General features: G+C 69.8%; 22 protein-coding genes. 19 read left to right on the forward strand and 3 right to left on the reverse strand.

What is annotated here, in order from left to right; all coding sequences use genetic code 11:
• Positions 1-152 precede the first annotated feature (152 nt).
• Entirely contained in the window at positions 153-671 is a 519-nt protein-coding gene (locus ABT352_RS34240; RefSeq protein ID WP_350949158.1) for an adenine phosphoribosyltransferase, read from the forward strand.
• Positions 672-909: 238 nt separating this feature from the next.
• Complete coding sequence (locus tag ABT352_RS34245) at positions 910-3,105, forward strand: RelA/SpoT family protein (RefSeq protein ID WP_350949159.1); 2,196 nt, start codon at positions 910-912, stop codon at positions 3,103-3,105.
• A gap of 368 nt (positions 3,106-3,473) precedes the next feature.
• Here ABT352_RS34245 and ABT352_RS34250 read toward each other — a convergent pair whose 3' ends face one another.
• Together ABT352_RS34250 and ABT352_RS34255 are read right to left on the reverse strand one after the other, a co-directional pair.
• The gene (locus ABT352_RS34250) at positions 3,474-4,703 is read right to left on the reverse strand and encodes a DUF349 domain-containing protein (RefSeq protein ID WP_350949160.1); all 1,230 of its coding nucleotides are present in this window, start codon (positions 4,701-4,703) and stop codon (positions 3,474-3,476) included.
• A gap of 65 nt (positions 4,704-4,768) precedes the next feature.
• Entirely contained in the window at positions 4,769-5,626 is an 858-nt protein-coding gene (locus ABT352_RS34255; RefSeq protein WP_350949162.1) for a peptidylprolyl isomerase, read from the reverse strand.
• Positions 5,627-5,773: 147 nt separating this feature from the next.
• Here ABT352_RS34255 and ABT352_RS34260 point away from each other — a divergent pair, with 147 nt between their 5' ends.
• The 3 genes from ABT352_RS34260 to aspS are packed head-to-tail and all read left to right on the forward strand — an operon-like array spanning position 5,774 to position 9,504.
• Positions 5,774-6,502, forward strand: coding sequence for an MBL fold metallo-hydrolase (locus tag ABT352_RS34260; protein WP_350949163.1), 729 nt, complete (start codon positions 5,774-5,776; stop codon positions 6,500-6,502).
• A gap of 3 nt (positions 6,503-6,505) precedes the next feature.
• Entirely contained in the window at positions 6,506-7,771 is a 1,266-nt protein-coding gene (gene hisS, locus ABT352_RS34265; RefSeq protein WP_350949164.1) for a histidine--tRNA ligase, read from the forward strand.
• Positions 7,768-9,504: an aspartate--tRNA ligase gene (gene aspS / locus ABT352_RS34270; protein WP_350949165.1), complete on the forward strand. Its 1,737-nt coding sequence runs from the start codon at positions 7,768-7,770 to the stop codon at positions 9,502-9,504. The genes hisS and aspS overlap by 4 nt, the downstream gene beginning before the upstream one ends.
• Positions 9,505-9,963: 459 nt before the next feature.
• Here the strand turns inward: aspS and ABT352_RS34275 are convergent, their stop codons facing one another.
• Entirely contained in the window at positions 9,964-10,860 is an 897-nt protein-coding gene (locus ABT352_RS34275; RefSeq protein ID WP_350949166.1) for a peptidylprolyl isomerase, read from the reverse strand.
• A 200-nt stretch (positions 10,861-11,060) separates the two neighbouring features.
• On the opposite strand from ABT352_RS34275, the gene ABT352_RS34280 reads away from it, so the two are divergent.
• From ABT352_RS34280 to ABT352_RS34345, 14 genes are all read left to right on the forward strand, one after another.
• Positions 11,061-11,519, forward strand: coding sequence for a DUF2231 domain-containing protein (locus ABT352_RS34280; protein ID WP_350949167.1), 459 nt, complete (start codon positions 11,061-11,063; stop codon positions 11,517-11,519).
• A 98-nt stretch (positions 11,520-11,617) separates the two neighbouring features.
• Entirely contained in the window at positions 11,618-12,928 is a 1,311-nt protein-coding gene (locus ABT352_RS34285) for a replication-associated recombination protein A (RefSeq protein WP_350949168.1), read from the forward strand.
• 131 nt (positions 12,929-13,059) lie between these two features.
• On the forward strand, positions 13,060-13,452 hold the full coding sequence (locus ABT352_RS34290; protein ID WP_350949169.1) for a DUF948 domain-containing protein: 393 nt from the start codon (positions 13,060-13,062) through the stop codon (positions 13,450-13,452).
• The gene (locus ABT352_RS34295) at positions 13,449-13,703 is read left to right on the forward strand and encodes a hypothetical protein (protein WP_350949170.1); all 255 of its coding nucleotides are present in this window, start codon (positions 13,449-13,451) and stop codon (positions 13,701-13,703) included. Before ABT352_RS34290 ends, ABT352_RS34295 begins: the two co-directional genes overlap by 4 nt.
• Position 13,704: 1 nt before the next feature.
• Positions 13,705-16,374 (forward strand): alanine--tRNA ligase, encoded by a 2,670-nt coding sequence (gene alaS, locus ABT352_RS34300; RefSeq protein WP_350949171.1) that lies wholly within the window; start codon positions 13,705-13,707, stop codon positions 16,372-16,374.
• Between the two features lie 52 nt (positions 16,375-16,426).
• Positions 16,427-16,927, forward strand: a complete 501-nt coding sequence (gene ruvX / locus ABT352_RS34305; RefSeq protein WP_350949172.1) for a Holliday junction resolvase RuvX — start codon at positions 16,427-16,429, stop codon at positions 16,925-16,927.
• Complete coding sequence (mltG, locus tag ABT352_RS34310) at positions 16,924-17,961, forward strand: endolytic transglycosylase MltG (RefSeq protein ID WP_350949173.1); 1,038 nt, start codon at positions 16,924-16,926, stop codon at positions 17,959-17,961. The genes ruvX and mltG (ABT352_RS34310) overlap by 4 nt, the downstream gene beginning before the upstream one ends.
• Positions 17,962-18,124: 163 nt before the next feature.
• Positions 18,125-19,297 carry an endolytic transglycosylase MltG gene (mltG, locus tag ABT352_RS34315; RefSeq protein WP_350949174.1) on the forward strand — a complete coding sequence of 391 codons (1,173 nt, stop codon included), beginning with the start codon at positions 18,125-18,127 and terminating at the stop codon, positions 19,295-19,297.
• Complete coding sequence (locus ABT352_RS34320; protein WP_350949192.1) at positions 19,294-20,118, forward strand: shikimate dehydrogenase; 825 nt, start codon at positions 19,294-19,296, stop codon at positions 20,116-20,118. Before mltG (ABT352_RS34315) ends, ABT352_RS34320 begins: the two co-directional genes overlap by 4 nt.
• A 370-nt stretch (positions 20,119-20,488) precedes the next feature.
• Entirely contained in the window at positions 20,489-21,106 is a 618-nt protein-coding gene (gene infC / locus ABT352_RS34325) for a translation initiation factor IF-3 (protein ID WP_502992920.1), read from the forward strand.
• A gap of 130 nt (positions 21,107-21,236) precedes the next feature.
• A complete protein-coding gene (gene rpmI, locus ABT352_RS34330; protein ID WP_350949175.1) occupies positions 21,237-21,431 on the forward strand; it encodes a 50S ribosomal protein L35 in 195 nt (64 codons plus the stop codon).
• Between the two features lie 24 nt (positions 21,432-21,455).
• A complete protein-coding gene (gene rplT / locus ABT352_RS34335; RefSeq protein WP_012892552.1) occupies positions 21,456-21,839 on the forward strand; it encodes a 50S ribosomal protein L20 in 384 nt (127 codons plus the stop codon).
• Positions 21,840-21,911: 72 nt separating this feature from the next.
• On the forward strand, positions 21,912-22,727 hold the full coding sequence (locus tag ABT352_RS34340) for a TrmH family RNA methyltransferase (protein WP_350949176.1): 816 nt from the start codon (positions 21,912-21,914) through the stop codon (positions 22,725-22,727).
• Between the two features lie 79 nt (positions 22,728-22,806).
• Positions 22,807-23,889: a sensor histidine kinase gene (locus ABT352_RS34345; RefSeq protein WP_350949177.1), complete on the forward strand. Its 1,083-nt coding sequence runs from the start codon at positions 22,807-22,809 to the stop codon at positions 23,887-23,889.
• Positions 23,890-23,994: the final 105 nt, after the last annotated feature.

A 23,994-nucleotide genomic window follows, 5' to 3' on the forward strand; every position in this document is an offset into this window, starting at 1 on the left:
ACCCTCCAGCCCCTTCCAGCCCCTTCCGGACCCCCTGCTCTTCCCTGACCTTGCGACACCCGCCCGCAGAGTCCTTCCGATGCGACACCCTCCGGACACCGCCGGGCCGTCCCGGTGTCCTCCGCCCCGACACCTCCACAGGAGCGCCGCCCATGACCGAACTGAGCAGCCTGATCCTCGACCGCATCCGCGACGTGCCCGACTACCCGCAGCCCGGGGTGCTGTTCAAGGACATCACCCCCCTGCTCGGCGACCCGGTGGCGTTCACCGCGGTGATCGAGGAACTGGCCGGGCTGTACGAGGTGGACAAGATCGTCGGTATCGAGGCACGGGGGTTCATCCTGGCGGCCCCGGTCGCCGTCCGGGCGGGCGCGGGCTTCGTCCCGGTACGGAAGAAAGGCAAACTGCCCTCCGAGACGCTTGAGGCGTCCTACGATCTGGAGTACGGCTCCGCCGTCATCGAGGTCCACCGGGACGCCTTCGCCCCCCAGGAGCGCGTTCTCATCGTCGACGACGTGCTCGCCACGGGAGGTACGGCGTGCGCGACGGTGGAGCTGGTCCGCAGGGCGGGCGCCGACGTCGTCGCCATCGCCGTGCTCATGGAGCTGGCCTTCCTCAAAGGCCGCGAGCGTCTGACCGACGTGGAGCTGCACTCCCTCGTCGTCGTCTGATCGCCCCCGCGGACGAAAGCACACAACCCGGTCTGGATACACTGTAGGGATCTGGACTCGAACGTAAGGAGTCTGAGTGCCCCGCGATGTGGTCGTCCCCGATGTGACCGCCGGCGGTGGCGGTCCCGAGACGGCCGTCCCAGCAGGCGATGCCGGTTCCGCCGTGTCCGGAGCCGCTGAGGAGAAGCCGGCGGTAAGGCGAAGGCTCGCACGTCTTGGGGGGCAATGGGGTGGCGGTATGAATCCGGTTCTGGAGCCGCTGTTCCGTACGGTCCGCGCGACCCACCCGAAGGCGGACCTGCGGCTCATCGAGCGCTCCTACGACGTGGCGGCCTACCACCACCGCGACCAGAAGCGTAAGAGCGGTGATCCGTACATCACCCACCCGCTGGCGGTGGCCACGATCCTGGCCGAGCTCGGCACCGACGACGAGACGCTGTGCGCGGCGCTGCTGCACGACACCGTCGAGGACACCGCCTACAGCCTGGACGAGCTGCGTTCGGACTTCGGCGACAACATCGCGCTGCTGGTCGACGGCGTCACCAAGCTCGACAAGGTCAAGTTCGGCGCCGCGGCCGAGGCCGAGACCGTGCGCAAGATGGTCGTGGCGATGTCGCGCGACATCCGGGTGCTGGTGATCAAGCTCGCCGACCGGCTGCACAACATGCGCACCATGCGTTACCTGCCCGAGCACAAGCGGCACCAGAAGTCGCGGGAGACTCTGGAGATCTTCGCGCCGCTCGCCCACCGGCTGGGCATGAACACCATCAAGTGGGAGCTGGAGGACCTCGCGTTCGCCATGCTCTACCCCAAGCGGTACGACGAGATCGCCCGGATGGTGTCGGAGCGGGCCCCGCGCAGGGACCTGTTCCTGCAGGAGGTCATCGAGAAGGTCTCCGGTGACCTGCGCGACGCCAAGATCCGCGCGGCCGTCAAGGGACGTCCCAAGCACTACTACTCCGTCTACCAGAAGATGATCGCCAGGGACGTCGCCTTCGACGACATCTACGACCTGGTGGGCATCCGGGTGCTGGTCGACTCGGTCCGCGACTGCTACGCGGCGCTCGGCACGATCCACGCGCGATGGAACCCGGTCCCCGGCCGGTTCAAGGACTACATCGCGATGCCCAAGTTCAACATGTACCAGTCGTTGCACACCACGGTCATCGGCCCCGAGGGCAAGCCGGTGGAGTTGCAGATCCGCACCCACGGCATGCACCACAGGGCCGAGTACGGCGTGGCGGCGCACTGGAAGTACAAGGAGGACATGACCATCTCGGGGCCTCCCGGGACGAAGCTGAAGCCCGCCAGCGACATGGCATGGCTGCGCCAGCTTCTCGACTGGCAGAAGGAGACCGCCGACCCGGGGGAGTTCCTGGAGTCGCTCAGGTTCGACCTGTCGGTCTCGGAGGTCTACGTCTTCACCCCCAGGGGCCAGGTCATCGCCCTGCCGGAGAACGCGACGCCCGTCGACTTCGCCTACGCCGTGCACACCGAGGTCGGCCACCGCTGCATCGGGGCGAGGGTCAACGGGCGCCTGGTGCCCCTGGAGTCACGCCTGGGCAACGGCGACACCGTGGAGATCTTCACCTCCAAGTCGCCGGACGCGGGTCCCTCGCGCGACTGGCTGAAGTTCGTCAAGTCCGGCCGGGCCCGCAACAAGATCCGGCAGTGGTTCTCCAAGGAACGCCGCGAGACCGCGATCGAGGCGGGCAAGGAGGCGATCGGCCGCGCGATGCGCAAGCAGGGCCTGCCGTTGCAGCGCCTGATGTCCGGAGAGTCCCTCCTGGCCCTCGCCAGGGACCTGCGCTACCCGGACGTCTCCGCGCTCTACGCGGCCGTCGGTGAGGGCCACGTGGCCGCGCAGACGGTCGTGCAGAAGCTCGTGACGTCCGTCGGGGGCGTGGAGGGCGCCGAGGACGACATCGCCGAGACCTCCGTACCGACCAAGCTGCGCGGGCGCCCCCGCGGCAGCGGCGGCGCGGGCGTGGTCGTCGCGGGCGACTCCGACGTCTGGGTGCGCCTCTCACGATGTTGCACGCCCGTACCCGGTGACGAGATCGTCGGCTTCGTCACCCGCGGGCACGGCGTGTCGGTGCACCGCACCAACTGTCCCAACATGGACCAGCTGCAGTCCGAGCCCGACCGCCTGGTCGAGGTCGCCTGGTCCGCCGCCGACGACTCGGTGTTCCTGGTCGCGCTGCAGGTCGAGGCGCTCGACCGGCCCCGCCTGCTCTCCGACGTGACCCGCACCCTCTCCGACCAGCACGTCAACATCCTGTCGGCGTCGGTGACGACCTCCAGGGACAGGGTGGCGATCAGCAAGTTCACCTTCGAGATGGGCGACCCCAAGCACCTGGGCCACGTCCTGAAGGCCGTCCGCAACATCCAGGGCGTCTACGACGTCTACCGGGTCAGCGGCGCGAGTTCCTGAGGTTCTCCCGCTCCGTTCCCTGTCTCCTCCCGGATCGCCCCATGAGGTGTGGCGGCGACTCCTCCCGCCACGCCGGCTCATGGGAGGCGACCCGAACCGGCCGCCTGCGGCGCCCCAGGAGGCCTCACAGGGCACGGAATCCGAGAACCGGGCACAAGTCCCACCCTGTCCCTTGCGGCCCTCTCGGGCCGCCTCGTGGAGTGTGGCCGCAGGCTCGACGACTCCGTTCCCTCGAAACCGTCTCGCCCGTCCCACGGCCGACCCGGCGTGCCCCCGCCCACCACAGGCGACGGGGCCGCGAGGAGCCTCCCCGGTGGGAGGCTCCTCGCGGCCCCGTGGGACGCGTCAGCCGGTGAGGGCGCCGGGCGTCAGGAGAACTCGGCGAGCGTGCGCTCCGCCTCCGTCAGCCAGGAACGGCGGGCGGTCAGGGCCTCCTCGGCGTCCTTGACGTCCTTGTCCTTACCCGCGTCCCTCGCCTTGACCAGACGGCTCTCCAGCTGCGCGATCGACTTGCGCAGCTGGTCGACCGTGTTCTGGGCACGAGCCCTGGCCTCGGGGTTGGAGCGCTTCCACTCCGTCTCCTCGGCCTTGCGGACCGCCTCGTCGATCTTGCGCAGGCCACCCTCCAGACGGTCACGCTGCTCGCGCGGAACCGGGCCCGCGGCCTCCCAGCGCTCCAGGAGGTTGCGCAGAGCGCCCCGGGCGGCGCGGGCGTCGGTGACCGGAAGGATCTTCTCCGCCTCGACCAGGAGCTGCTCCTTGATCTCGGCGTTGGCCGCCAGCGAGGCGTCGCGCTCGGCGAAGACGGCCGAACGCGCCTGGAAGAACTGGTCCTGGGCACCCTTGAAGCGGCCCCAGAGCTCGTCCTCGACCTCGCGGGAGGCCCTGCCCGCGCTCTTCCACTCCTGCATCAGCTCCCGGTAGGCCGACGCGGTGGCGCCCCAGTCGGTGGACGAGGCCAGTGTCTCGGCCTCGGCCACGATGCGCTCCTTGGTGGAACGCACGCCCTCGCGCTGCTCGTCCAGCCCCGCGAAGTAGGCCTTGCGCCGCTTGGCGAAGGCCGTACGGGCCGCCGACAGGCGCTTCCACAACGCCGCCTCGGTCACCCGGTCGATGCGTTCGGCGGCCTTCCACTCCTCGATCAGCTGGCGCAGCCGCTCACCACCGGTCTTCCAGTGGGTCGTGTCCTCGGCGATGCGCTCGGCCTCGGCGACGATCCGTTCCTTGACGCCCTTGGCCTCCGCCCTGGCCACGTCGCGAGCCGCCTTCACCTCCTCACGGCGCTGGGCGACCAGCTCCGTGAGGACGCCGAGGCGGTTCAGCAGCGCGTCGAGGTCGCCGACCGCGTGCGCGTCGGTGATCGCCTCTCGGAGCTTGACGATCGTCGCCTCGGCCTGGGCGGGTGGCAGGTCGGTGCCACGAACCCGCTGTTCCAGCAGGGTGACCTGCCCGGCCAGCTCGTCGAACTTGCGATGGAAGTAGGCAAGCGCCTCTTCCGGTTCGCCGGCCTTCCAGGACCCGACGGCCCGCTCTCCCTCAGCCGTACGTACGTAGACGGTGCCGTCGTCGTCTACCCGGCCCCACGGGTCGGTGCTCACCGTGTCCTCCCGCACTTTCATCAGCCTTTCGGGACTTACCGCCCCTTGTATGTATTACGTCAGCTCTAGCTGGACATTGTCACGTCTTTGATTTCCACGGTTTCCTTCGGCGCCCCCGTACCGTCGGGGCCCGGGGTGATGACACCCGCCTTGTTCACCTTGTCCAGAATCTCCAGACCCTTGGTGACCGTACCGAACGGTGTGTAGTCCGGGCTCAGCGGGGCGTCACCGAACACGATGAAGAACTGGCTGCCGTTGGTGTCGGGACCGCTGTTGGCCATGGCCACGACGCCGCGCGTGTACTTCGCGCCCTCCAGGTTCTCGTTCACGAAACGGTAGCCGGGACCACCCTGGCCGTCGGTCTGGCCCTTGCCGTCGGCCTTGGCCAGCGGGTCGCCGCACTGCAGCATCGGGAACTGGTCGGAACCCAGCCGGTGGCACTTGGAACCTTCGAAATACTTCTTCTTCGCGAGGAAGGCGAAGGAGTTGACCGTGCACGGCGTCTTTTCCGCCGACACCTCGATGACGATGTCGCCCTGGTTGGTCTTGAGGGTCATCGTCTTGGGCGTCAGGTCGACCTTCTCCGGGGGCAGGCCCACGTCCTTGGCCGGACCGCCGCCGGCGTCCGCGACGTAACCGCATGTGCCGCTGGCCGGGTCGAAGGCCTTCGGCTGCGCTCCCGCGGCCTCCGACGCGGCCGGTGAGGCGTTGTCCGACGGGGCCGGGTCGGTGGTCGCGGCCGTCGTGTCGGAGCCCCCGAACAGGGTCGTCGCGGCGATCACGCCCGCCACCACGACCACACCGGCCACGGTGCTGCCGATGATCGCGTTGCGCTTGGCCCTGGCCTCGCGTTCGACGCGTCGCTGCGTCTGCCGCTCGTAGTGCTCGCGCGCCAACTGCTTCTGGCGCTCCTTGCCGCTCACCGCTTCGCCCTCCCGAGTGCCGAGTAGTACTTAATGAGGTGGGCGAATCGTATCGGCCAATGGGTAATGGTTCGCAGCCCGCCGACCCGCACCGGTACCCTTCGGTTACATTCCCATCCGCATTCTTGACGAGATCAGCTGAGGCAGATGCTCATCGCCGGCTTTCCCGCAGGGTCCTTCCAGACCAACTGTTACGTCGTCGCTCCCGCCGCGGGCGAGGAGTGCGTGGTCGTCGATCCCGGTCAGAACGCCGTCGGCGCCCTCGACGACCTGCTGCGCGAGCACAGGCTCAAGCCGGTCGCGGTGCTGGTCACCCACGGGCACATCGACCACATGTGGTCGGTCGCCCCGGTCTGCGGCGCGCGTGACGTTCCCGCGTGGATCCACCCGGAGGACCGCGAGCTGCTCTCCGACCCCGGCAAGGGGCTGTCGCTCTCGACGAAGCAGCAGTTGTTCGGGGGGCTCACCTTCACCGAGCCCGACGACGTGCGCGAGCTCGCCGACGGCGAGGTGCTGCGGCTCGCCGGCCTGGAGCTCACCGTCGACCACACTCCCGGCCATACCAGGGGGTCGGTGACGTTCAGGCTGCCCAGCACCGAGGAGATCCCGGACGTGCTGTTCTCGGGCGACCTGCTGTTCGCCGGCTCCATCGGCCGCACAGATCTCCCGGGCGGCGACTACCCCACCATCCTGCGCAGCCTGGCGGCCAAGTGCCTGCCGCTGCCGGAGGACACGGTGGTCCTGCCCGGCCACGGACCACAGACCACGATCGGTCACGAGCGTGCCACCAACCCGTATCTCGCGGAGGCGAGGTCGGCCGCGGGCGCGGACTCCGCGTCCGCCGGGCACGACCGCGGCCCCGGCAGGGGACTTTAGACAATGACTTTGCAGGCGCCCAAGGGCACCTTCGACTGGCTTCCGCCGCGCTCGGAGCGGGCGCTCGCCGTGCGCGAGGCGCTCACCGAGCCCGCCCGCCGGGCGGGTTACGGCTACATCGAGACCCCGGTCTTCGAGGACACCGCGCTGTTCGTCCGCGGTGTCGGCGAGTCGACCGACATCGTCTCCAAGGAGATGTACACCTTCGAGGACAAGGGCGGGCGCTCCATCACGCTGCGCCCCGAGGGCACCGCGTCGGTGGTGCGGGCGGTCCTCCAGCACGGCCTGCACAACGGGCAGCTTCCGGTGAAGCTCTGGTACTCGGGCAGCCAGTTCCGCTACGAGCGGGCGCAGAAGGGCCGCTACCGTCACTTCTGGCAGGTCGGCGCCGAGGCGCTGGGCTCGGAGGATCCGGCGCTCGACGCCGAGCTGATCCTGCTGGCCGTCGACGGCTACGCCGCCCTGGGACTCACCGGGGTCCGGCTGCTGATCAACACGCTGGGCGACAAGGAGTGCCGTCCCGTGTACCGGGCCGCGCTCCAGGACTTCCTGCGCGGCCTCGACCTCGACGAGCCCACCCGGCAGCGGATCGAGATCAATCCGTTGCGCGTGCTCGACGACAAGCGCCCCGAGGTGCAGGCCCGGCTGGCCGGGGCACCGCTGGTCGTCGACCACCTGTGCGAGGCGTGCAAGGCGTACCACGAGGAGGTCCGCTCGCTGCTGACCGCCTCGGGCGTTGCCTACACCGACGACCCCCGGCTGGTCCGCGGCCTCGACTACTACACGCGCACCACGTTCGAGTTCGTCCACGACGGGCTCGGCTCGCAGTCCGCGGTCGGGGGCGGGGGCCGCTACGACGGGCTGAGCGAGATGCTCGGCGGACCCGCGCTGCCCAGCGTCGGCTGGGCGCTGGGTGTCGACCGCACGGTGATGGCGATGGAGGCCGAGGGCCTGTTCGGGGACGAGAGCGCCGAGGCACGCGTGCGGGTGTACGGTGTGCCGCTGGGTGAGGAGGCGCGCCGCCGGATGTTCCTGCTCGTCACCGAGCTGCGCCGGGCGGGCCTGGCCGCCGACATGTCGTTCGGCGGCAAGGGCGTCAAGGGCGCGATGAAGGGCGCCGACCGCTCGGGGGCCGGCTACGCGGTGATCCTCGGCGATCGGGACATCGCCGAGGGGACCGCGCAGGTCAAGGACCTGGCCAGCGGAGACCAGGCCGCCGTACCGCTCGCCGAGATCGTCACGATGTTGAAGGAGAGACTGGACAAATGATCCGCACGCACGAAGCGGGGTCACTGCGCGAGGAGCACGCCGGGCAGCGGGTGACGCTCGCCGGGTGGGTGGCGCGACGCCGCGACCACGGCGGCGTGGTCTTCATCGACCTGCGTGACGCCTCGGGTTCGGCCCAGGTGGTCTTCCGCGAGGAGGACGACGCCCACGGGCTGCGCGCCGAATACTGCGTCAAGGTCGTCGGAGAGGTGCGGGTCCGCCCCGAGGGCAACGAGAACCCCGAGCTGCCGACCGGCGCGATCGAGGTCGTCGCCTCCGAGGTCGAGGTGCTCAGCGAGTCCGCGCCGCTGCCGTTCCCCATCGAGGGCACCACGGGCATCTCGGAGGAGGCGCGGCTGAAGTACCGCTACCTCGACATCCGCCGCCAGCAGGTCGCGCACGCCATGCGCGTCCGCTCCCGGGCCACCTACCTCGCCCACGAGGTGATGAACGAGCAGGGGTTCACCTACGTCGAGACCCCGACGCTGACCCGCTCGACCCCGGAGGGCGCCCGCGACTTCCTGGTCCCGGTCCGGCTCCAGCCGGGCAGCTGGTACGCCCTGCCCCAGTCGCCCCAGCTGTTCAAGCAGCTTCTGCAGGTCGCCGGGCTCGAGCGCTACTACCAGCTCGCCAAGTGCTACCGCGACGAGGACCTGCGCGCCGACCGGCAGCCGGAGTTCACCCAGATCGACGTCGAGATGTCCTTCGTGGACCAGGACGACGTGATCGCCCTGGGCGAGCGGCTCATCGGCCGCATCTGGAAGGAGACGGTCGGCTACGACCTGCCGACCCCCCTGCCCCGGATGACCTACCGGGAGGCGATGGCGCGCTACGGCTCCGACAAGCCGGACCTGCGCTTCGGCCAGGAGCTCGTCGAGATGACGGACTTCTTCGCGGACACCACCTTCCGCGTGTTCCAGGCGCCGTACGTGGGCGCCGTGGTCATGCCCGGCGGTGCCTCGCAGACCCGCAAGGAGCTGGACGCCTGGCAGGAGTGGGCCAAGTCGCGCGGAGCCAGGGGCCTGGCCTACGTGCTGGTGGGCGAGGACGGCGCGCTCGGCGGGCCGGTCGCCAAGAACCTGTCGGAGACCGAGGCGTCCGGCCTGGCCGCGAAGGTCGGCGCGAAGCACGGTGACGCGATCTTCTTCGCGGCCGGCGCGGCCTCCGCCTCCCGCGACCTGCTCGGCGCGGCCCGCCTGGAGATCGGCCGTCGCTGCGGCCTGATCGACGAGTCGGCCTGGAACTTCCTGTGGATCGTCGACGCCCCCATGTTCGAGGAGGACGGCGAGGGCGGCTGGACCGCGGTCCACCACCCCTTCACCGGTCCCAAGCCCGAGTGGGCCGACACCTTCCAGGACCACCCCGGCGAGGCCCTGGCCTACGCCTACGACATGGTCTGCAACGGGATGGAGATCGGCGGCGGCTCGATCCGTATCCACCGGGCCGAGATGCAGCAGCGCGTCTTCGACGTGCTGGGCATCTCCAAGGAGGACGCGGAGAGCAAGTTCGGCTTCCTGCTGGAGGCGTTCAAGTACGGCCCGCCGCCGCACGGCGGCATCGCCTACGGCTGGGACCGGATCTGCATGCTTCTGGCGGGCACCGACTCCATCCGCGACGTCATCGCCTTCCCGAAGACGGCCTCCGGGTTCGACCCGCTGACCGGCGCGCCCACCCCGATCACGGTGGAGCAGCGCAAGGAGGCGGGCGTCGACGGCAGGCCCAAGGCCGGCGCCTGATCCGGATGTGACGAGGCCCTCGGACGGCGTTCCGGGGGCCTTTGTCATGCGCTGTCATGCGCTGGCATGGCGGCGGCATGCGCTGCCGTGGCGCTGTCGGCTGTCGTGCGCTGTCGCGGCGCGCACAGCTGGGCGGGTCCGGGGTGTCGGTCCCCGGCGAAAGAGGTGATGTGAGAGGGGATCTCCTCTCCTCGATTCCCGGATCGGCGATCGTCGAGGAGACCGCCCTGTGCGTCCCTCACAGGCACCCTGGGCGGCCGATGGCGTTTTTCCGCCCCAGAGGGTGAGGGGGAGGCGCGGCCCGCGTACGGTCGCGCTGAGGCCTGTGTGGGCCGCGTGCCGCCCGTGCTCGCGAGCGGAGACGGCGGGGCCGGGGCTACGACCGCCGGGACACGAGGACGCCCCGGCGGTCGTCCGACCGCCGGGGCGTCCTGTGGCGGCGAGGCGCCGCGAGTCCGGTCAGGAGAGCCGTACGCTCTTGATGATCACCGGGATCTTGGGGGCGTTGGAACCGCCGTCACCGGTGATGTCGTCGGGGTTGGTGATCCACCCGCCCTTGGCGATCTCGTCGAGGATCTCCATGCCCTGGGAGACCACGCCGAAGGGCGTGTAGGCCTTCTCCACCTGCTCGGTGTCGTCCCCCAGCGAGATCCAGAACTGGCTGCCGTTCTCGTTGATCGCGTCCATCGCCTGGGCCACCGCGACCGTGCCCTTGGCGTAGGAGACCTCGCCGTCGAGGTTCTCGCTGTCGTAGACGTATCCCGAGCTGCCCTGGCCGTCGGTGGGGTTCTTCCCGTCGGCCTTGGCCTGCGGGTCGCCGCACTGCAGCAGGCTCACGCCGGAGTTCTCCGGGGTGGCCAGACGGTGGCACTTGGTGTTGTCGAAGAAGCGCTTCTTGGCCAGGAAGGCGAAGGAGTTGACCGTGCAGGGGGCCTGCTGGGTCGCCAGGTCGATCACGACATTGCCGTGGTTGGTGGCGATCGTCATGGTCTTCAGCTTCAGGTTCGGCCTGGCCGGTGGCATGCCCACGTTCTTCATCGGACTGCCGCTGGTGTCCTTGCGGTAGGTACACCTCGTGTTGGCCGGAGCGGCCGTGGGGGTCGGCTCGGGCGTCGCGGCGGGTGTCTCCGAAGGAGACGGCGAACCGGTGGCGGCGGCGTTGTTGACCTTCGGGTCGTCACCGTCGCCCCCCAGAAGGGTCACCCCGGCGAACAATCCCCCCGCGACGACGACCACCGCGGCGACCGCTCCGATGACGGCGTTGCGCTTCGACGACGTGGTCGCCTGCGCAGCACGCTTCGCCTGCCGCTCTTTGTGTTCCCGAGCCAGCCGGCTCTGGCGGTCCTCGGCGCTCACCGCTATGTCCTCCAAGATTGCTGATCCATGGTTACGGGCTGGCGAAAAGAGTACCGGCCCCAAGATGTGCTGGACGTAAGTGGCGGAATTCATCAGAGGGGGACGGAGAGAAAGGGGAGACCTCTTCACGCTCGCCATAACCCGCTCATGGTGGGATCCGTACTTGCAGATGATGAACCACGCACCAGCGGAGCGCCCCCATGTTCGACGAGATCCTCGGCCTGCCTCTTCATCCCCTGGTCGTTCACGCGGCAGTGGTCCTGACGCCGCTCCTCGCGGTGCTCGCCACCGTGTACGCCCTGGCGCCCCGCACGCGACCCGTGCTCACCTGGGCAGTGGTCGGACTCGCCCCGGTCGTGCCGGTGAGCGTCTTCGTGGCGCGGGAGAGCGGGGAGGCGCTGGAGGAGGGCCGCTTCGCCTCCGCGGGGGGACGGCTCGCCGAGCTCATCACCGAACACGCGAACCTCAGCGTCCCGCTGCTGCTCGTCTCCCTCGCCCTCGGGGTGGCCTCGGCCGCCCTCGTCCACGTCACGCGCCGCGACAGGTTCGGACGCACGGCCGAATTGGCGCTCTCGGCGCTCACCGTTGTCCTGGCCGTCGTGACGATCTACTACGTGGTACGGAGCGGGCACAGCGGGGCCGTCGCGGTCTGGAGCTGAGCCGGCCGGGGCCGTGATGTCGCGTGACGCCGGGGGAGTCCGGCGCACCGCCGTCCGCGCGGGCCGAGGCCCCGCCGGGCGGCGGTACTGTCTCAGACGTGGACAGCCTGTTCGACTCGGCGGCGGAGGAGGCCCATCGCGGCCAGGAGCCCCTGGCGGTGCGAATGCGCCCCCGGAGCCTGGACGAGGTGATCGGCCAGCGGCACCTGCTGGGTCCCGGCACGCCGCTGCGCCGCCTCGTCGAGGCCGAGGCGCCCATGTCGCTGTTCCTCTGGGGCCCTCCGGGGACCGGCAAGACCACCCTCGCCTACGTGGTGGCGGGTGTCACCAAGCGCCGCTTCGTGGAGGTCTCCGCGGTCTCGGCCGGTGTCAAGGAGGTCCGCGCGGCCATCGAGCAGGCCCGGCGCGAACTGGGCATGTCCGGCCGCCAGACCGTCCTGTTCGTCGACGAGGTGCACCGCTTCAACAAGGCGCAGCAGGACGCCCTGCTGCCCGCCGTGGAGAACCGCTGGGTCACCTTCATCGGCGCCACCACCGAGAACCCCTTCTTCTCCGTCATCTCGCCCCTGCTCTCGCGCTCGCTGCTGCTCACCCTGGAGTCACTGTCGGAGGACGACATCCGGGTGGTGCTGGAGCGCGCGGTCACCGACCCGCGCGGCCTGGACGCGAGGGCGAGCCTCGCACCCGAGGCCGCCGAGCACCTGGTGCGGCTCGCCGGCGGCGACGCCCGCAGGTCGCTCACCTACCTGGAGGCCGCCGCGCTGATCGCCGACGGCGAGATCACCGTCGAGGTGGTGGAGCGGGCGGTGGACAAGGCGGCCGTGCGCTACGACCGCCAGGGCGACCAGCACTACGACGTGATCAGCGGTTTCATCAAGAGCATGCGGGGCTCCGACGCCGACGCCGCGCTGCACTACCTCGCCCGGATGATCGAGGCGGGGGAGGACCCCCGGTTCATCGCCCGCAGGATCGTCGTCTTCGCCTCGGAGGACGTCGGCATGGCCGACCCCACCTGCCTGCAGATCGCGGTGGCCGCCGCTCAGGCGGTGGAGTTCGTCGGCCTGCCCGAGGGACGCCTCAACCTGGCCCAGGCCGTCATCCACTGCGCGCTGGCCCCCAAGTCCAACGCGGTGATCAACGCCATCGGCGCGGCCTCCGAGGACGTACGGCGCGGCGACATCGGCCACGTACCCAACCATCTGCGCGACTCCCATTACGCGGGGGCCAAGCAGCTCGGCCACGGCAGGGGCTACAGATACCCCCACGAGTTCGAGCACGGACTGGTACGCCAGGAGTACGCCCCCGAGGAGCTCAGGGACCGGCGCTACTACCAGCCCACCCGTCACGGTGCCGAGGCGGGCCTCGCCGACCGCTGGTCCAGGATTCGCGCCTTCCTCCGTGGGGAGTAGCCTCCCGCGAGGATCACCTCCGGAGCGCGCGGTGAGCGGGGATGAGCGATGTCGGGCACGATAGGGTTTCGCCAATCCGCCCGACCATGGCCGGGGTCACCTATGAACCAGTGAGGGGAGCGGGGCCGCACATGCTTACCGCAGGAGAGGTCGCGGGGCTGATCGCCGCGATGGCCTGGGCGATCCTGGTGTCCTTCATGGCCGTCGTCATGGTCAGGCTGGCCCGGCTGCTCACCGAGACGACCAAGATGGTCTCCCAGCTGGGCGACCGCGTCGTGCCGCTGCTGGAGGACGTCTCGGCCGCGGTCGGCGAGACCAACCGCCAGCTGGTCGCCATCGAGGCCATCACCAAGGACGTCAAGCAGGTCAGCGGGCACGTGGCCAAGGTCAGCGACGTCACCCAGAACCTGGTCACCGGACCGATGATCAAGGTCGCGGCTCTCGGTCACGGGGTCCGCAGGGCCCTGGGCGCCCGCAGACGCGCCAGGCTCGCCGCGCCGGCGCTGGAGAGGCGCCCGCGATGATCCGCAGGTTGTTCTACATGGGGCTGGGCGCGTTCGGCGCGGTGTGGGCCATGCGTAAGCTTCAGGCACTGCACCCGAACCACCTGGCCCGGCGGGCCGTGCACAACGCCACCGGCGCCCTGGGGCAGGCACGTGACCTCGCGGGGGAGGCCCTGCGAGGCGCGGCCGAGCGGGAAATCGAGTTGCGTTCCAGGTTCGGGCTCGACAGCGTGGAAAACTCCTATCACTCCAACGTAAAGGATGGCCGCTGACATGGAGTCGGCAGAGATCGCCCGCCGCTTCCTGCGCTTCTTCGAGGAGCGTGGGCACACCGTCGTGCCCTCGGCCAGCCTCATCGCCGAGGACCCGACACTGCTTCTGGTCAACGCGGGCATGGTGCCCTTCAAGCCCTACTTCCTGGGCCAGCAGAAGCCGCCCTACAAGCGGGCCGCCAGCGCGCAGAAGGTCGTGCGGACCCTCGACATCGACGAGGTCGGCAAGACGACCAGGCACGCCAGTTTCTTCCAGATGCTCGGCAACTTCTCCTTCGGCGACTACTTCAAGGAGCAGGCGATCCCGTTCGCCTGGGAGTTGCTGACCAGGCCCGAGTCCGAGGGCGGGTTCGGCTTCCCCGAGGACCGCCTCTGGGCCACCGTCTACCTCGACGACGACGAGGCCGCCGAGATCTGGCGCAAGGTGGGGGTGCCGCAGGAGCGCATCCAGCGCCGCGACCTCGCCGACAACTACTGGCACATGGGCGTGCCAGGACCCGGCGGCCCGTGCAGCGAGATCTACTACGACCGCGGTCCCGAGTACGGGCGCGAGGGCGGTCCGGTCGCCGACGAGAACCGCTATCTGGAGGTGTGGAACAACGTCTTCATGCAGTACCAGCTCAGCGCGGTCCGAAGCAAGATCGACTTCGACATCGCCGGTGAGCTGCCCGCCAAGAGCGTCGACACGGGCATGGGCCTGGAGCGCATGGCGGCGATCCTGCAGGGCGTCGACAACATCTACGAGATCGACACCACGTACAAGATCCTCGACAGGGCCGCCGACCTCACCAAGACGCGCTACGGCCGCGACGAGCGCGCCGACGTGTCGCTGCGGGTGGTCGCCGACCACGTCAGGACCGGCGTGATGCTCGTCGCCGACGGGGTGCTGCCCTCCAACGAGGGCAGGGGCTACGTGCTGCGCCGCATCCTGCGCCGCGCCATCCGCAACCTGCGCCTGCTCGGCGCGGGCGAGGAGCGCTACATGCACGAGCTCACCGCGGTGACCGTCGACGTGATGGGCGAGCAGTACGCCGAGCTCAGGGCCGACGCCCCGCAGATCCACGGCGTCATCGACGCCGAGGAGGCGTCCTTCCTGGGCACGCTCCGCACCGGCACCGCGATCTTCGACGTGGCGGCCGAGGAGACCAAGCGCAAGGGGAAGGCCACGCTCGCGGCCGACCAGGCCTTCCAGCTCCACGACACCTACGGCTTCCCGATCGACCTCACCCTGGAGATGGCCTCCGAGCAGGGGCTGCAGGTCGACGAGGAGGGCTTCCGCCGCCTGATGAAGGAGCAGCGCGACCGCGCCAAGGCCGACGCCGCCTCCAAGAAGACCGGCAACGCCGACATCTCGATCTTCGGCACGCTCCTGGAGAAGACCGGCAAGGTCGAGTTCCTGGGCTACGACCACGTGACGGCCGAGGCCGAGGTCGTCGGCCTCCTGGTCGACGGCGTCTCCGTGCCCGCGGCGGGCACGGGCACGGCGGTCGAGGTCGTGCTGAACCGCACCCCCTTCTACGCCGAGGGCGGCGGCCAGCTGTCCGACCAGGGCGTCATCCGCACCGGTGGGGCCGAGGTGGAGATCGTGGACGTGCAGTCCCCGGTCTCCGGCGTCGTCGTGCACCGGGGCAAGGTCCGCTCCGGAGAGGTCCGGGTGGGCGACCAGGCCCAGGCGGAGATCGACGTCGAGCGGCGCCGGGCCATCTCCCGCAGCCACACCGCCACCCACCTGGTGCACCGCGGCTTCCGCAACGCGCTGGGCGAGACCGCGGCGCAGGCCGGCTCGGAGAACTCCCCCGGCCGCTTCCGCTTCGACTTCACCGCCGCGGGCGCGGTGCCGCCCAGCGTGCTGCGCGACGTCGAGGACGAGGTCAACGCCGTTCTCATCAACGACCTGCGGGTCAACGCCTTCCACACCTCCCAGGCGGAGGCCCGCGCGATGGGCGCCCTCGCCCTGTTCGGGGAGAAGTACGGCGACACCGTCCGCATCGTCGAGGTCGGCGAATACTCCCGCGAGCTCTGCGGCGGCACCCACGTCGCCAGCTCCGGGCAGCTGGGCCTGGTCAAGGTGCTGGGCGAGGCCTCGATCGGTGCGGGCGTGCGCCGGGTGGAGGCCCTGGTCGGTCTCGACGCCTTCCGCTTCCTGGCCAGGGAGAGCGTGCTCGTCGCCCAGCTGTCGGAGCAGCTCAAGGCCCGCAGGGAGGAGCTGCCCGAGCGCATCGAGGGCATCGTCACCCGGTTGCGTTCCGCCGAGAAGGAGCTGGGCGCACTGCGTTCTGCCCAGGTGCTCGCCGGTGCGGGGGAGATGGCGGAGAACGCCCGCGATCTGCACGGAGTGTCCGTCGTGACACACCGCGCGCCTGATGGCACCTCCCCCGACGACCTGCGTAAGCTCGCGCTTGACGTGCGCGGCCGGTTCCCCGGCGATCGCGCCGCGGTGGTCGTCGTGGCCGGTGTCCCCGGTGACCGGCCGGTCGTGGTGGCCGCGGTGAACGAGGGGGGACGCGGCCGTGGCCTGAAGGCGGGCCGTCTGGTCGGCGTCGCCGCGAAGGCGCTGGGAGGTGGCGGTGGCGGCAAGGACGACGTCGCGCAGGGAGGCGGTGTGCGCCCCGAGGCGATCGGCGAGGCGCTCGCCGCCGTCGAGCAGGCGATCGCGCAGACGCTCACCTGACGACGAACGACGCCCCCGCGCCGTGTCCGGCACCGGGGTGGGGACGGAAACGATGAGAAACGGCATTCGGCTGGGCGTCGACGTCGGATCGGTCCGCATCGGTGTGGCACGCAGCGACCCCTCGGGGTTGCTGGCCACACCGGTGGAGACCGTCCGGCGCGGTAAGGGCGACCTCGACCGGCTCGCGGAGATCGCGGCCGAGTACGAGGTCGTCGAGGTGGTGGTCGGCCTGCCGACCTCGCTCTCCGGGCGCGAGGGGCAGGCGGCGGAGGCCGCCCGCGACTTCGCGAACCGGATCTCGCTGCGGCTGGATCCGATACCGGTGCGGTTGTTCGACGAGCGGCTGACCACCGTCACCGCCCAGCAGGGGCTGCGGGCCAGCGGTGTGAAGGCGAAGAACCAGCGTGGCGTGGTGGACCAGGCGGCCGCCATCGTGCTGCTCCAGGCCGCCTTGGACGCCGAGCGTGCCACCGGCAGGCCCCCGGGTGTTCCCGCCGGATCCACCCCGGGCGGAGGGGACGTCGAAAGGCCGGGCGGCGGGTCCGTTCGGTGAACCGCCTGCGGCCGATGTGGTTGCTGGTGGCCGGCACATCCGTGCTCGCCGTCGCCACGGGGACGGCCGGCTTCGTCGTGATCCGCTCCTGTCTCGTGCCCGCCGACTTCGAGGGCCCCGGCTCGGGGGCGGTCGTCGTCGAGATCCCCCGGGGGGCGAGTGCCGCCCAGATCGGGCTGGTGCTCGCCGACGCCGGGGTGGTGGCGAGTGCCAGGGGATTCGTCGCGGTGGCGGAGGAGCAGGGCAGGACGGCCGGCCTGCCCCCGGGGCGCTTCAGGCTCCGCAGGGGCATGGACGCGCTGTCGGCGCTCGGCATGCTGGTGGCACCGGAGTCGCGGATCGTTCGTACGGTCACCGTTTCCGAAGGGCTGCGCCTGCCGGAGCTGCTCGACCGGCTCGCCGACCAGACCGGCATGCGCCGGGCCGATCTGGCCAGGGCCGCGGCCGACGAACGGGCGCTCGGCCTGCCCCGATACGCGGAAAGCGCCGAGGGCTTCCTGTTTCCCGCCACCTACGAGATCGAGCCCACCACGACCGCCTCGGATGTGCTCACCGCGATGGTGGAACGTTACAAACAGATGGCCGCTCAGCTGAAACTGAGGAAACGGGCGAAGAAGAAAGGGTTGTCTCCCTTGGAAGCCGTCACAATGGCGAGCATCGTCCAGGCGGAGGGCGGGCGGGATCCGGACTACCCGAAGATCGCTAGAGTGATCTACAACAGGATCAGGGCCCGGACGCCACTCCAGATGGACACCACGGTGCTGTACGCGCAGGGACGCAGAACCCTGGAGGTCTCGCAACGGGATACCGAGGTAAGGTCTCCCTACAACACCTACCTCAAACCGGGCCTGCCACCAGGACCCATCGCGAACCCCGGGGAGCAGGCATTGATCGCGGCACTCCAGCCAGATCAAGGTGATTGGTTCTGGTTTGTCACTACCGATCCGGAGCATAGAATCACGAAATTCACTGACACAGAGAGTGAGTTTGTGAGATACCGGGAAGAGCTGAACAAACACCTCGGGAAGCGTTGATGCCCGGCGGAATACCCCCCGTTCCGCCCCAGGCGGCGACCCGCACTCGCGGATCGGACGACGGCTCCCGAAGCACCGGGACGTCCTCCCGGGTGCTCTCCTTCGGTTCGGCACACCCGCTTGACGCCAGGCCGTCTCTAGCGGGAGATTGGCCAGCGCCTCTATGAACGATCTCGATATGGACTTCCTGGTCGGCTCCGACGACGAAGGTCGGTCGCGCCGAGGTTCCAACGCGTCCTCCGGCCGCGACTCGGGCCGCCGGGGCCGCCGCAGGAAGCGTCGTCGCAACCGGGGCGGCTTCCTCGCCCCCATGCTCGCGATCATCGTCCTGATCGGCGGAGTCGGCGCCGCCGGCTTCTACGGCTACACCTGGGTCCGCGACGTGATGACCCCCGACGACTATGCCGGTCAGGGCACCGGTGAGGTCGTCGTGGAGATCAAGGACGGCGACAGCGCCTCCGACATCGCCCAGACCCTGGAGGAGCAGGGGGTGGTGAAGAGCGTGAAGGCATTCGTCAACGCCGTCGCCGCCGCGGGCAAGACCTCCTCCCTGCAACCGGGCGAATACACCATGCGCAAGCAGATGGCGGCCGCCGAGGCCGTCAAGCTCCTCGACCCGGACAAGCGGCTGAGGGAGAGGGTGACCCTCAAGGAGGGACTGCGCGTGAGCGACACCCTTGAGCAGCTCGCCAAGCAGACGGGCAAGCCGCTGCGGGAGTTCCAGCAGGCCGCGAGAAACACCCGCGAGCTCGGCCTGCCCTCCTACTCCAGGGGCAAGCTGGAGGGATACGCCTTCCCGGCCACCTACGAGATCACGCCCAAGATGACGGCCTCGGAGATCCTGACCAAGATGGTCGACCGCTTCAACCAGACCGCCGACAAGGACGACCTGCGGGGCAAGGCGAAGGCTCTCGGGCACACCCCGCACGAGATCATGACGATCGCCAGCATCGTCCAGGCCGAGTCGGGCACCAAGGAGGACATGGGCAAGGTCGCCCGCGTCATCTACAACCGGCTCGACGGCAACCCGCCCCGCAAGCTGGAGATGGACAGCACGGTGATGTACGCGCTGAACAAGTACAACATCGAGGCCTCCCACAAGGATCTTGAGAGCGAATCGCCCTACAACACCTACAAGCACCTGGGGCTGCCCCCCGGCCCGATCGCCAACCCGGGAGACGAGGCGATCCAGGCCGCGCTCAACCCCACCAAGGGCGACTGGGTCTGGTTCGTGACCACCTGCCCGGCGAAGCGTGTCACCAAGTTCGCCTCGGCGGAGTCCGACTTCTTCGTGCTCAAGGCCGAGTACGAGAGGAACAAGGTGAACGGGTGCTGAGGGCGGCGGTCCTGGGGTCGCCGATCGTCCACTCGCTCTCCCCTCACCTGCACCGCGCCGCCTACGAGGGCATGGGGTTGCACGACTGGCGCTACGAGGCGATCGAGTGCGACGAGGCAGCCCTCCCCGCCCTCCTCGCCGGCCTGGAGGGCGACTGGGCGGGGCTCTCGCTCACGATGCCGCTCAAGCGGGCCGTGCTGCCGCTGCTCGACACCGTCTCCGAGCTCGCGCTCCAGGTGGGCGGAGCCAACACCGTGATCCTGCGCGACGGTGTCCGGCACGGGGACAACACCGACGTGTACGGCATCGTCCAGGCGCTCGCCGAGGCGGGCGTGGCCCCGCCACGTGCGGCGACCGTCCTGGGCGGCGGGGCGACGGCGGCATCCGCGCTCGCCGCCCTGCGCGAACTGGGCCTGGACGAGGCGATCCTCGTGGTCCGCGACCCCGCCAGGGCGGGGGATACCACCCGGGTGGCCGAGCGGCTGGGCATGGACCTGTCGGTGCGGACCCTCGACAAGCTCGACACCGCGACCGAGGTCGACCTGGTCGTCTCGACCCTGCCCTCCGGGGTGGCCGACGACTTCGCCGGGACGTTGGCGGGCGTTCCCGCTCTCTTCGACGTGGTCTACGCGCCCTGGCCCACCCGCCTGGCCGCGGCCGTGGCCGAGCGGGGCGGGATCGTCGTCGGTGGTTTCCCGATGCTCCTGCACCAGGCGGTCCGGCAGGTCGAGATGATGACCGGCCGCGCGGACGTGCCGGTGGAGGCGATGCGCGAGGCGGGTAAGGCCGAGATCGTCAGGCGTGCCGCCCCGGCGGAGTGATCGCTCGCGGGGCCGGGATGATTCTGTGTGAGCGAGCTGTTGTGGTAGAGTAACGACTCGATCGGTCCGGCGTGCCTGCTGGACGCGCAAGCGGAGGTCATCCTCCCACCTCGTCGGCCGCAAGGTTGACAGGTCAGGATCACAACCGGGGTTAAACCTCCGGCAGAGCTTACGGCGTGAAGCCTTCGAGTTCATGTGGCCCCGCATGCGTGACGTGCGGGGCATCTTGCGTTCGAACGCCCTCGACAGGGTGTGCGTTCTACGACCTCCCGGCACGATCGAGCATGTTGCGGCCTCCTCCCGGACGGCCGCGGATCGCAACCTAGGAGGCCCCATCAGCGCCGAGCCCCGCATCAATGACCGCATTCGCGTGCCCGAGGTCCGCCTCGTCGGCCCGAACGGCGAGCAGGTGGGCATCGTCTCCATTGGCGACGCCTTGAAGCTGGCTCAAGAATCCGACCTCGACCTGGTCGAGGTCGCGGCAACGGCTCGCCCGCCAGTGTGCAAGCTCATGGACTACGGCAAGTTCAAGTACGAGTCCGCGATGAAGGCACGTGAGGCGCGCCGTAACCAGGCGTACACCATCATCAAGGAGATCAAGCTTCGGCCGAAGATCGATCCGCACGACTACGAGACCAAGAAGGGTCACGTGGTGCGGTTCCTCAAGGCCGGCGACAAGGTCAAGGTCACCATCATGTTCCGCGGGCGGGAGCAGTCCCGGCCCGAGCTGGGCTTCCGGCTCCTGCAGCGGCTGGCGGAGGACGTGACGGAGCTCGGCTTCGTCGAGTCCCAGCCCAAGCAGGACGGTCGAAACATGATCATGGTGATCGGGCCGCACAAGAAGAAGGCCGAGGCCAAGGCCGAGAAGGCCGCCGCCAAGGCGCGACATGACGAGAACCCTTCGGGGGACGCGTCATCGGCCGCGGACGGGACGCGCGTCAACGACGAGGTGTCCGTCAACGGAGCGGTGGCGGCTCCGCAGGAGTAACTCGCATAGCCTGGATCGTCAGGTAGTCGCGAGATCAGTCCGAGACCGGGTCCGGTCTCGTAGTCAGGCACGCCCTTGACTTGGGTTACCGGCCCGGGACATCGGCACGATCGAGGGAGAGACGGCTGAGATGCCGAAGATGAAGACGCACAGCGGTGCGAAGAAGCGGTTCAGGCTCACGGGTTCCGGCAAGCTTGTGCGCCGCCGCGCCAACCGTGCGCACTACAACGAGCACAAGCCGTCCACCTTGACGCGTCGTCTCAAGCCCGAGGTCGTGCTCTCCGAGGCCGACTCCAAGAAGATCAAGAAGCTGCTCGCTAAGTAACCGCCCCCGGGGAGATAGATACACATGGCACGCGTGAAGCGGGCGATCAACGCCAAGAAGAAGCGCAAGGTCGTTCTCGAGCGGGCGAAGGGCTACCGGGGTCAGCGATCCAGGCTGTACCGCAAGGCCAAGGAGCAGATGCTCCACTCGATGACGTACGCCTACCGCGACCGCAAGGACCGCAAGGGCACCTTCCGCCGTCTCTGGATCCAGCGCATCAACGCCGCTGCCCGCCAGAACGGCATCACCTACAACAGGCTCATCCAGGGCCTGCGGCTCGCCTCCATCGAGGTCGACCGCAAGATCCTCGCTGACCTCGCGGTCAACGACGCCGCCACGTTCGCGACGCTGGTGGAGGCCGCCAAGAAGGCGCTCCCCGCCGACGTGAACGCGCCGGTCGCCGGCTGAGCGAGGCACTGACGACCGTGCGGCCCGCAGCGTCATCGCTGCGGGCCGCATTCGCATTCTTGGGGGACGGGCATGGCCGGGTCTGAGCTGACCAACATCAAGTCACCGCGGGTCAAGGCCGCGCGGAGGCTGACGAAGCGGGCCTTCAGGGACCGCGACCGTTCCTTCCTGGCAGAGGGGCCGCAGGCGGTCCGCGAGGCGCTGGCGCTGGACGGGGTCGTGGTGGAGCTGTTCGCCACGGCCGAGGCCGAGTCGCGCCACGCCGACGTCGTCGCCGCCGCCACCGCCGCGGGGGTGCCCGTACATCGGGCCAGTGGCGAGGTGATGGCCGAACTGGCCCAGACCGTCACCCCCCAGGGGTTGCTGGCCGTGTGCCGCTTCGTGCACGTGCCTCTGGACACCTCCGTCGTCTCCGGCTCCACCCTGGTGGCGGTGCTGGCCCACGTCCGTGATCCCGGCAACGCGGGCACCGTGCTGCGTACGGCCGACGCCGCGGGCGCCGACTCCGTCCTTTTCACCGACGCCTCGGTCGACCCCTACAACGGCAAGTGCGTGCGGGCGAGCGCCGGCAGCCTGTTCCACCTCCCCGTCACCACGGGCGTCCCGGTGGCGCGGGCGGTGGAGCACCTGAAGGGGGCCGGGCTGCGGGTGCTCGCCGCCGACGGCGCGGGCAGGCAGACCCTGGACGACGTGGACCTGTCAGGCCCGACGGCCTGGATCTTCGGTAACGAGGCGTGGGGGCTCCCCGAGGAGATCCTGAAGCTGGCGGACGAGGTCGTCCGGGTTCCCATCTACGGGCGGGCGGAGAGCCTGAACCTCGCGACCGCCGCCGCGGTCTGTCTGTACGCATCTGCCCGTTCTCAGCGCACCGGCCCCGGCCCCGGGTGACGCCGCCCGCCCGGCGAGGCTGCCGTACGGCGTGAGAAACCCGCTATTGTCGGCGATGTAGCGTCGAGGAGGCGGGGTCGTGCACGGCGAACACACCGGTGAGCGGAGCACCGAGGCCGCTTCTGTGATCGACGTCGACGAGCTTCCCGACGGCCTCGTGGTGACCGACGGTGACGGCCGCGTGCTCACCGTCAACCGGTCCGCGGCCCGCCTGACCGGCGTCACCCGCGAGCGGGCCGCGGGGCGGCACCTGCGCGACGTGTTCTCCTTCCACGACCACGACGGGCGCGACTGGTGGAAGTGGTTCGACCCCTACGGCGGCCTGTCCAGCCGGGCCCGCCAGCCCGAGCTGCCGCTGCGCACCTCCGGCGGCCAGGAGCTGCTGGTGGCCGCCCGGCTGGTGCGCGAGCCCAGGCGGGGTGGCGCGGTCGTCCGGGTGGTCATCACGTTGCGCGACGCCGGGGCCCGCGCCCGCCTGGAGCGCAGCCGCGCCGACCTGGTCTCCACCGTCGCCCACGAGCTCCGCTCCCCGCTGACCAGCGTCAAGGGGTTCACCGCGACCCTGCTGGCCAAGTGGACCCGCTTCACCGACGATCAGAAGCTCGTCATGCTGGAGACCGTCAACGCCGACGCCGACCGGGTGACCCGGCTGATCACCGAGTTGCTCGACGTGTCGCGCATCGAGTCGGGGCGGCTGGAGATCCACCGCCAGGTGGTCGACGTCCCGGCCAGGATCTCCAGGATCATCGCGGGCCGGGTGGCCGCGGGCGAGCCGGAGGACCGCTTCGTGCTCCAGGTGCGCGGTGAGCTGCCCGAGACCTGGCTCGACCAGGACAAGATCGATCAGGTGCTCGCCAACCTGATGGAAAACGCGGTGCGGCACGGGCGCGGTACGGTGACAATAGTCGTCGAGCCGAGTGAATGGGGAGTGAGCGTGTCCGTCCGCGACCAGGGGGAGGGCATCCCGCCCGAGCTGGTCACGCGCGTCTTCCGGCAGTTCTGGCGGGGCAACGCCCGCCGCCGGGGCGGCACCGGGCTCGGCCTGTTCATCGTCAAGGGGCTGATCGAGGCTCACGGCGGCACCATCTCCGTGCAGCGCGGGCCCGAGGGCGGCGCCGAGTTTCGATTTATGGTGCCCACCGGCACCCCCGACTTCGCCTGATCGCGAATGTCGGCCCGGTGGGCTTACCCGACTAGACTCATGGCCGCTCAAGCCCTGGATTCGGAGCTCTCTCTTGTCAAACTACGACCCGGTCGAGGTGACCCC

This window comes from Streptosporangium sp. NPDC000563, assembly GCF_040299985.1.
In the GTDB taxonomy this organism is placed as follows: Bacteria; Actinomycetota; Actinomycetes; order Streptosporangiales; family Streptosporangiaceae; genus Streptosporangium.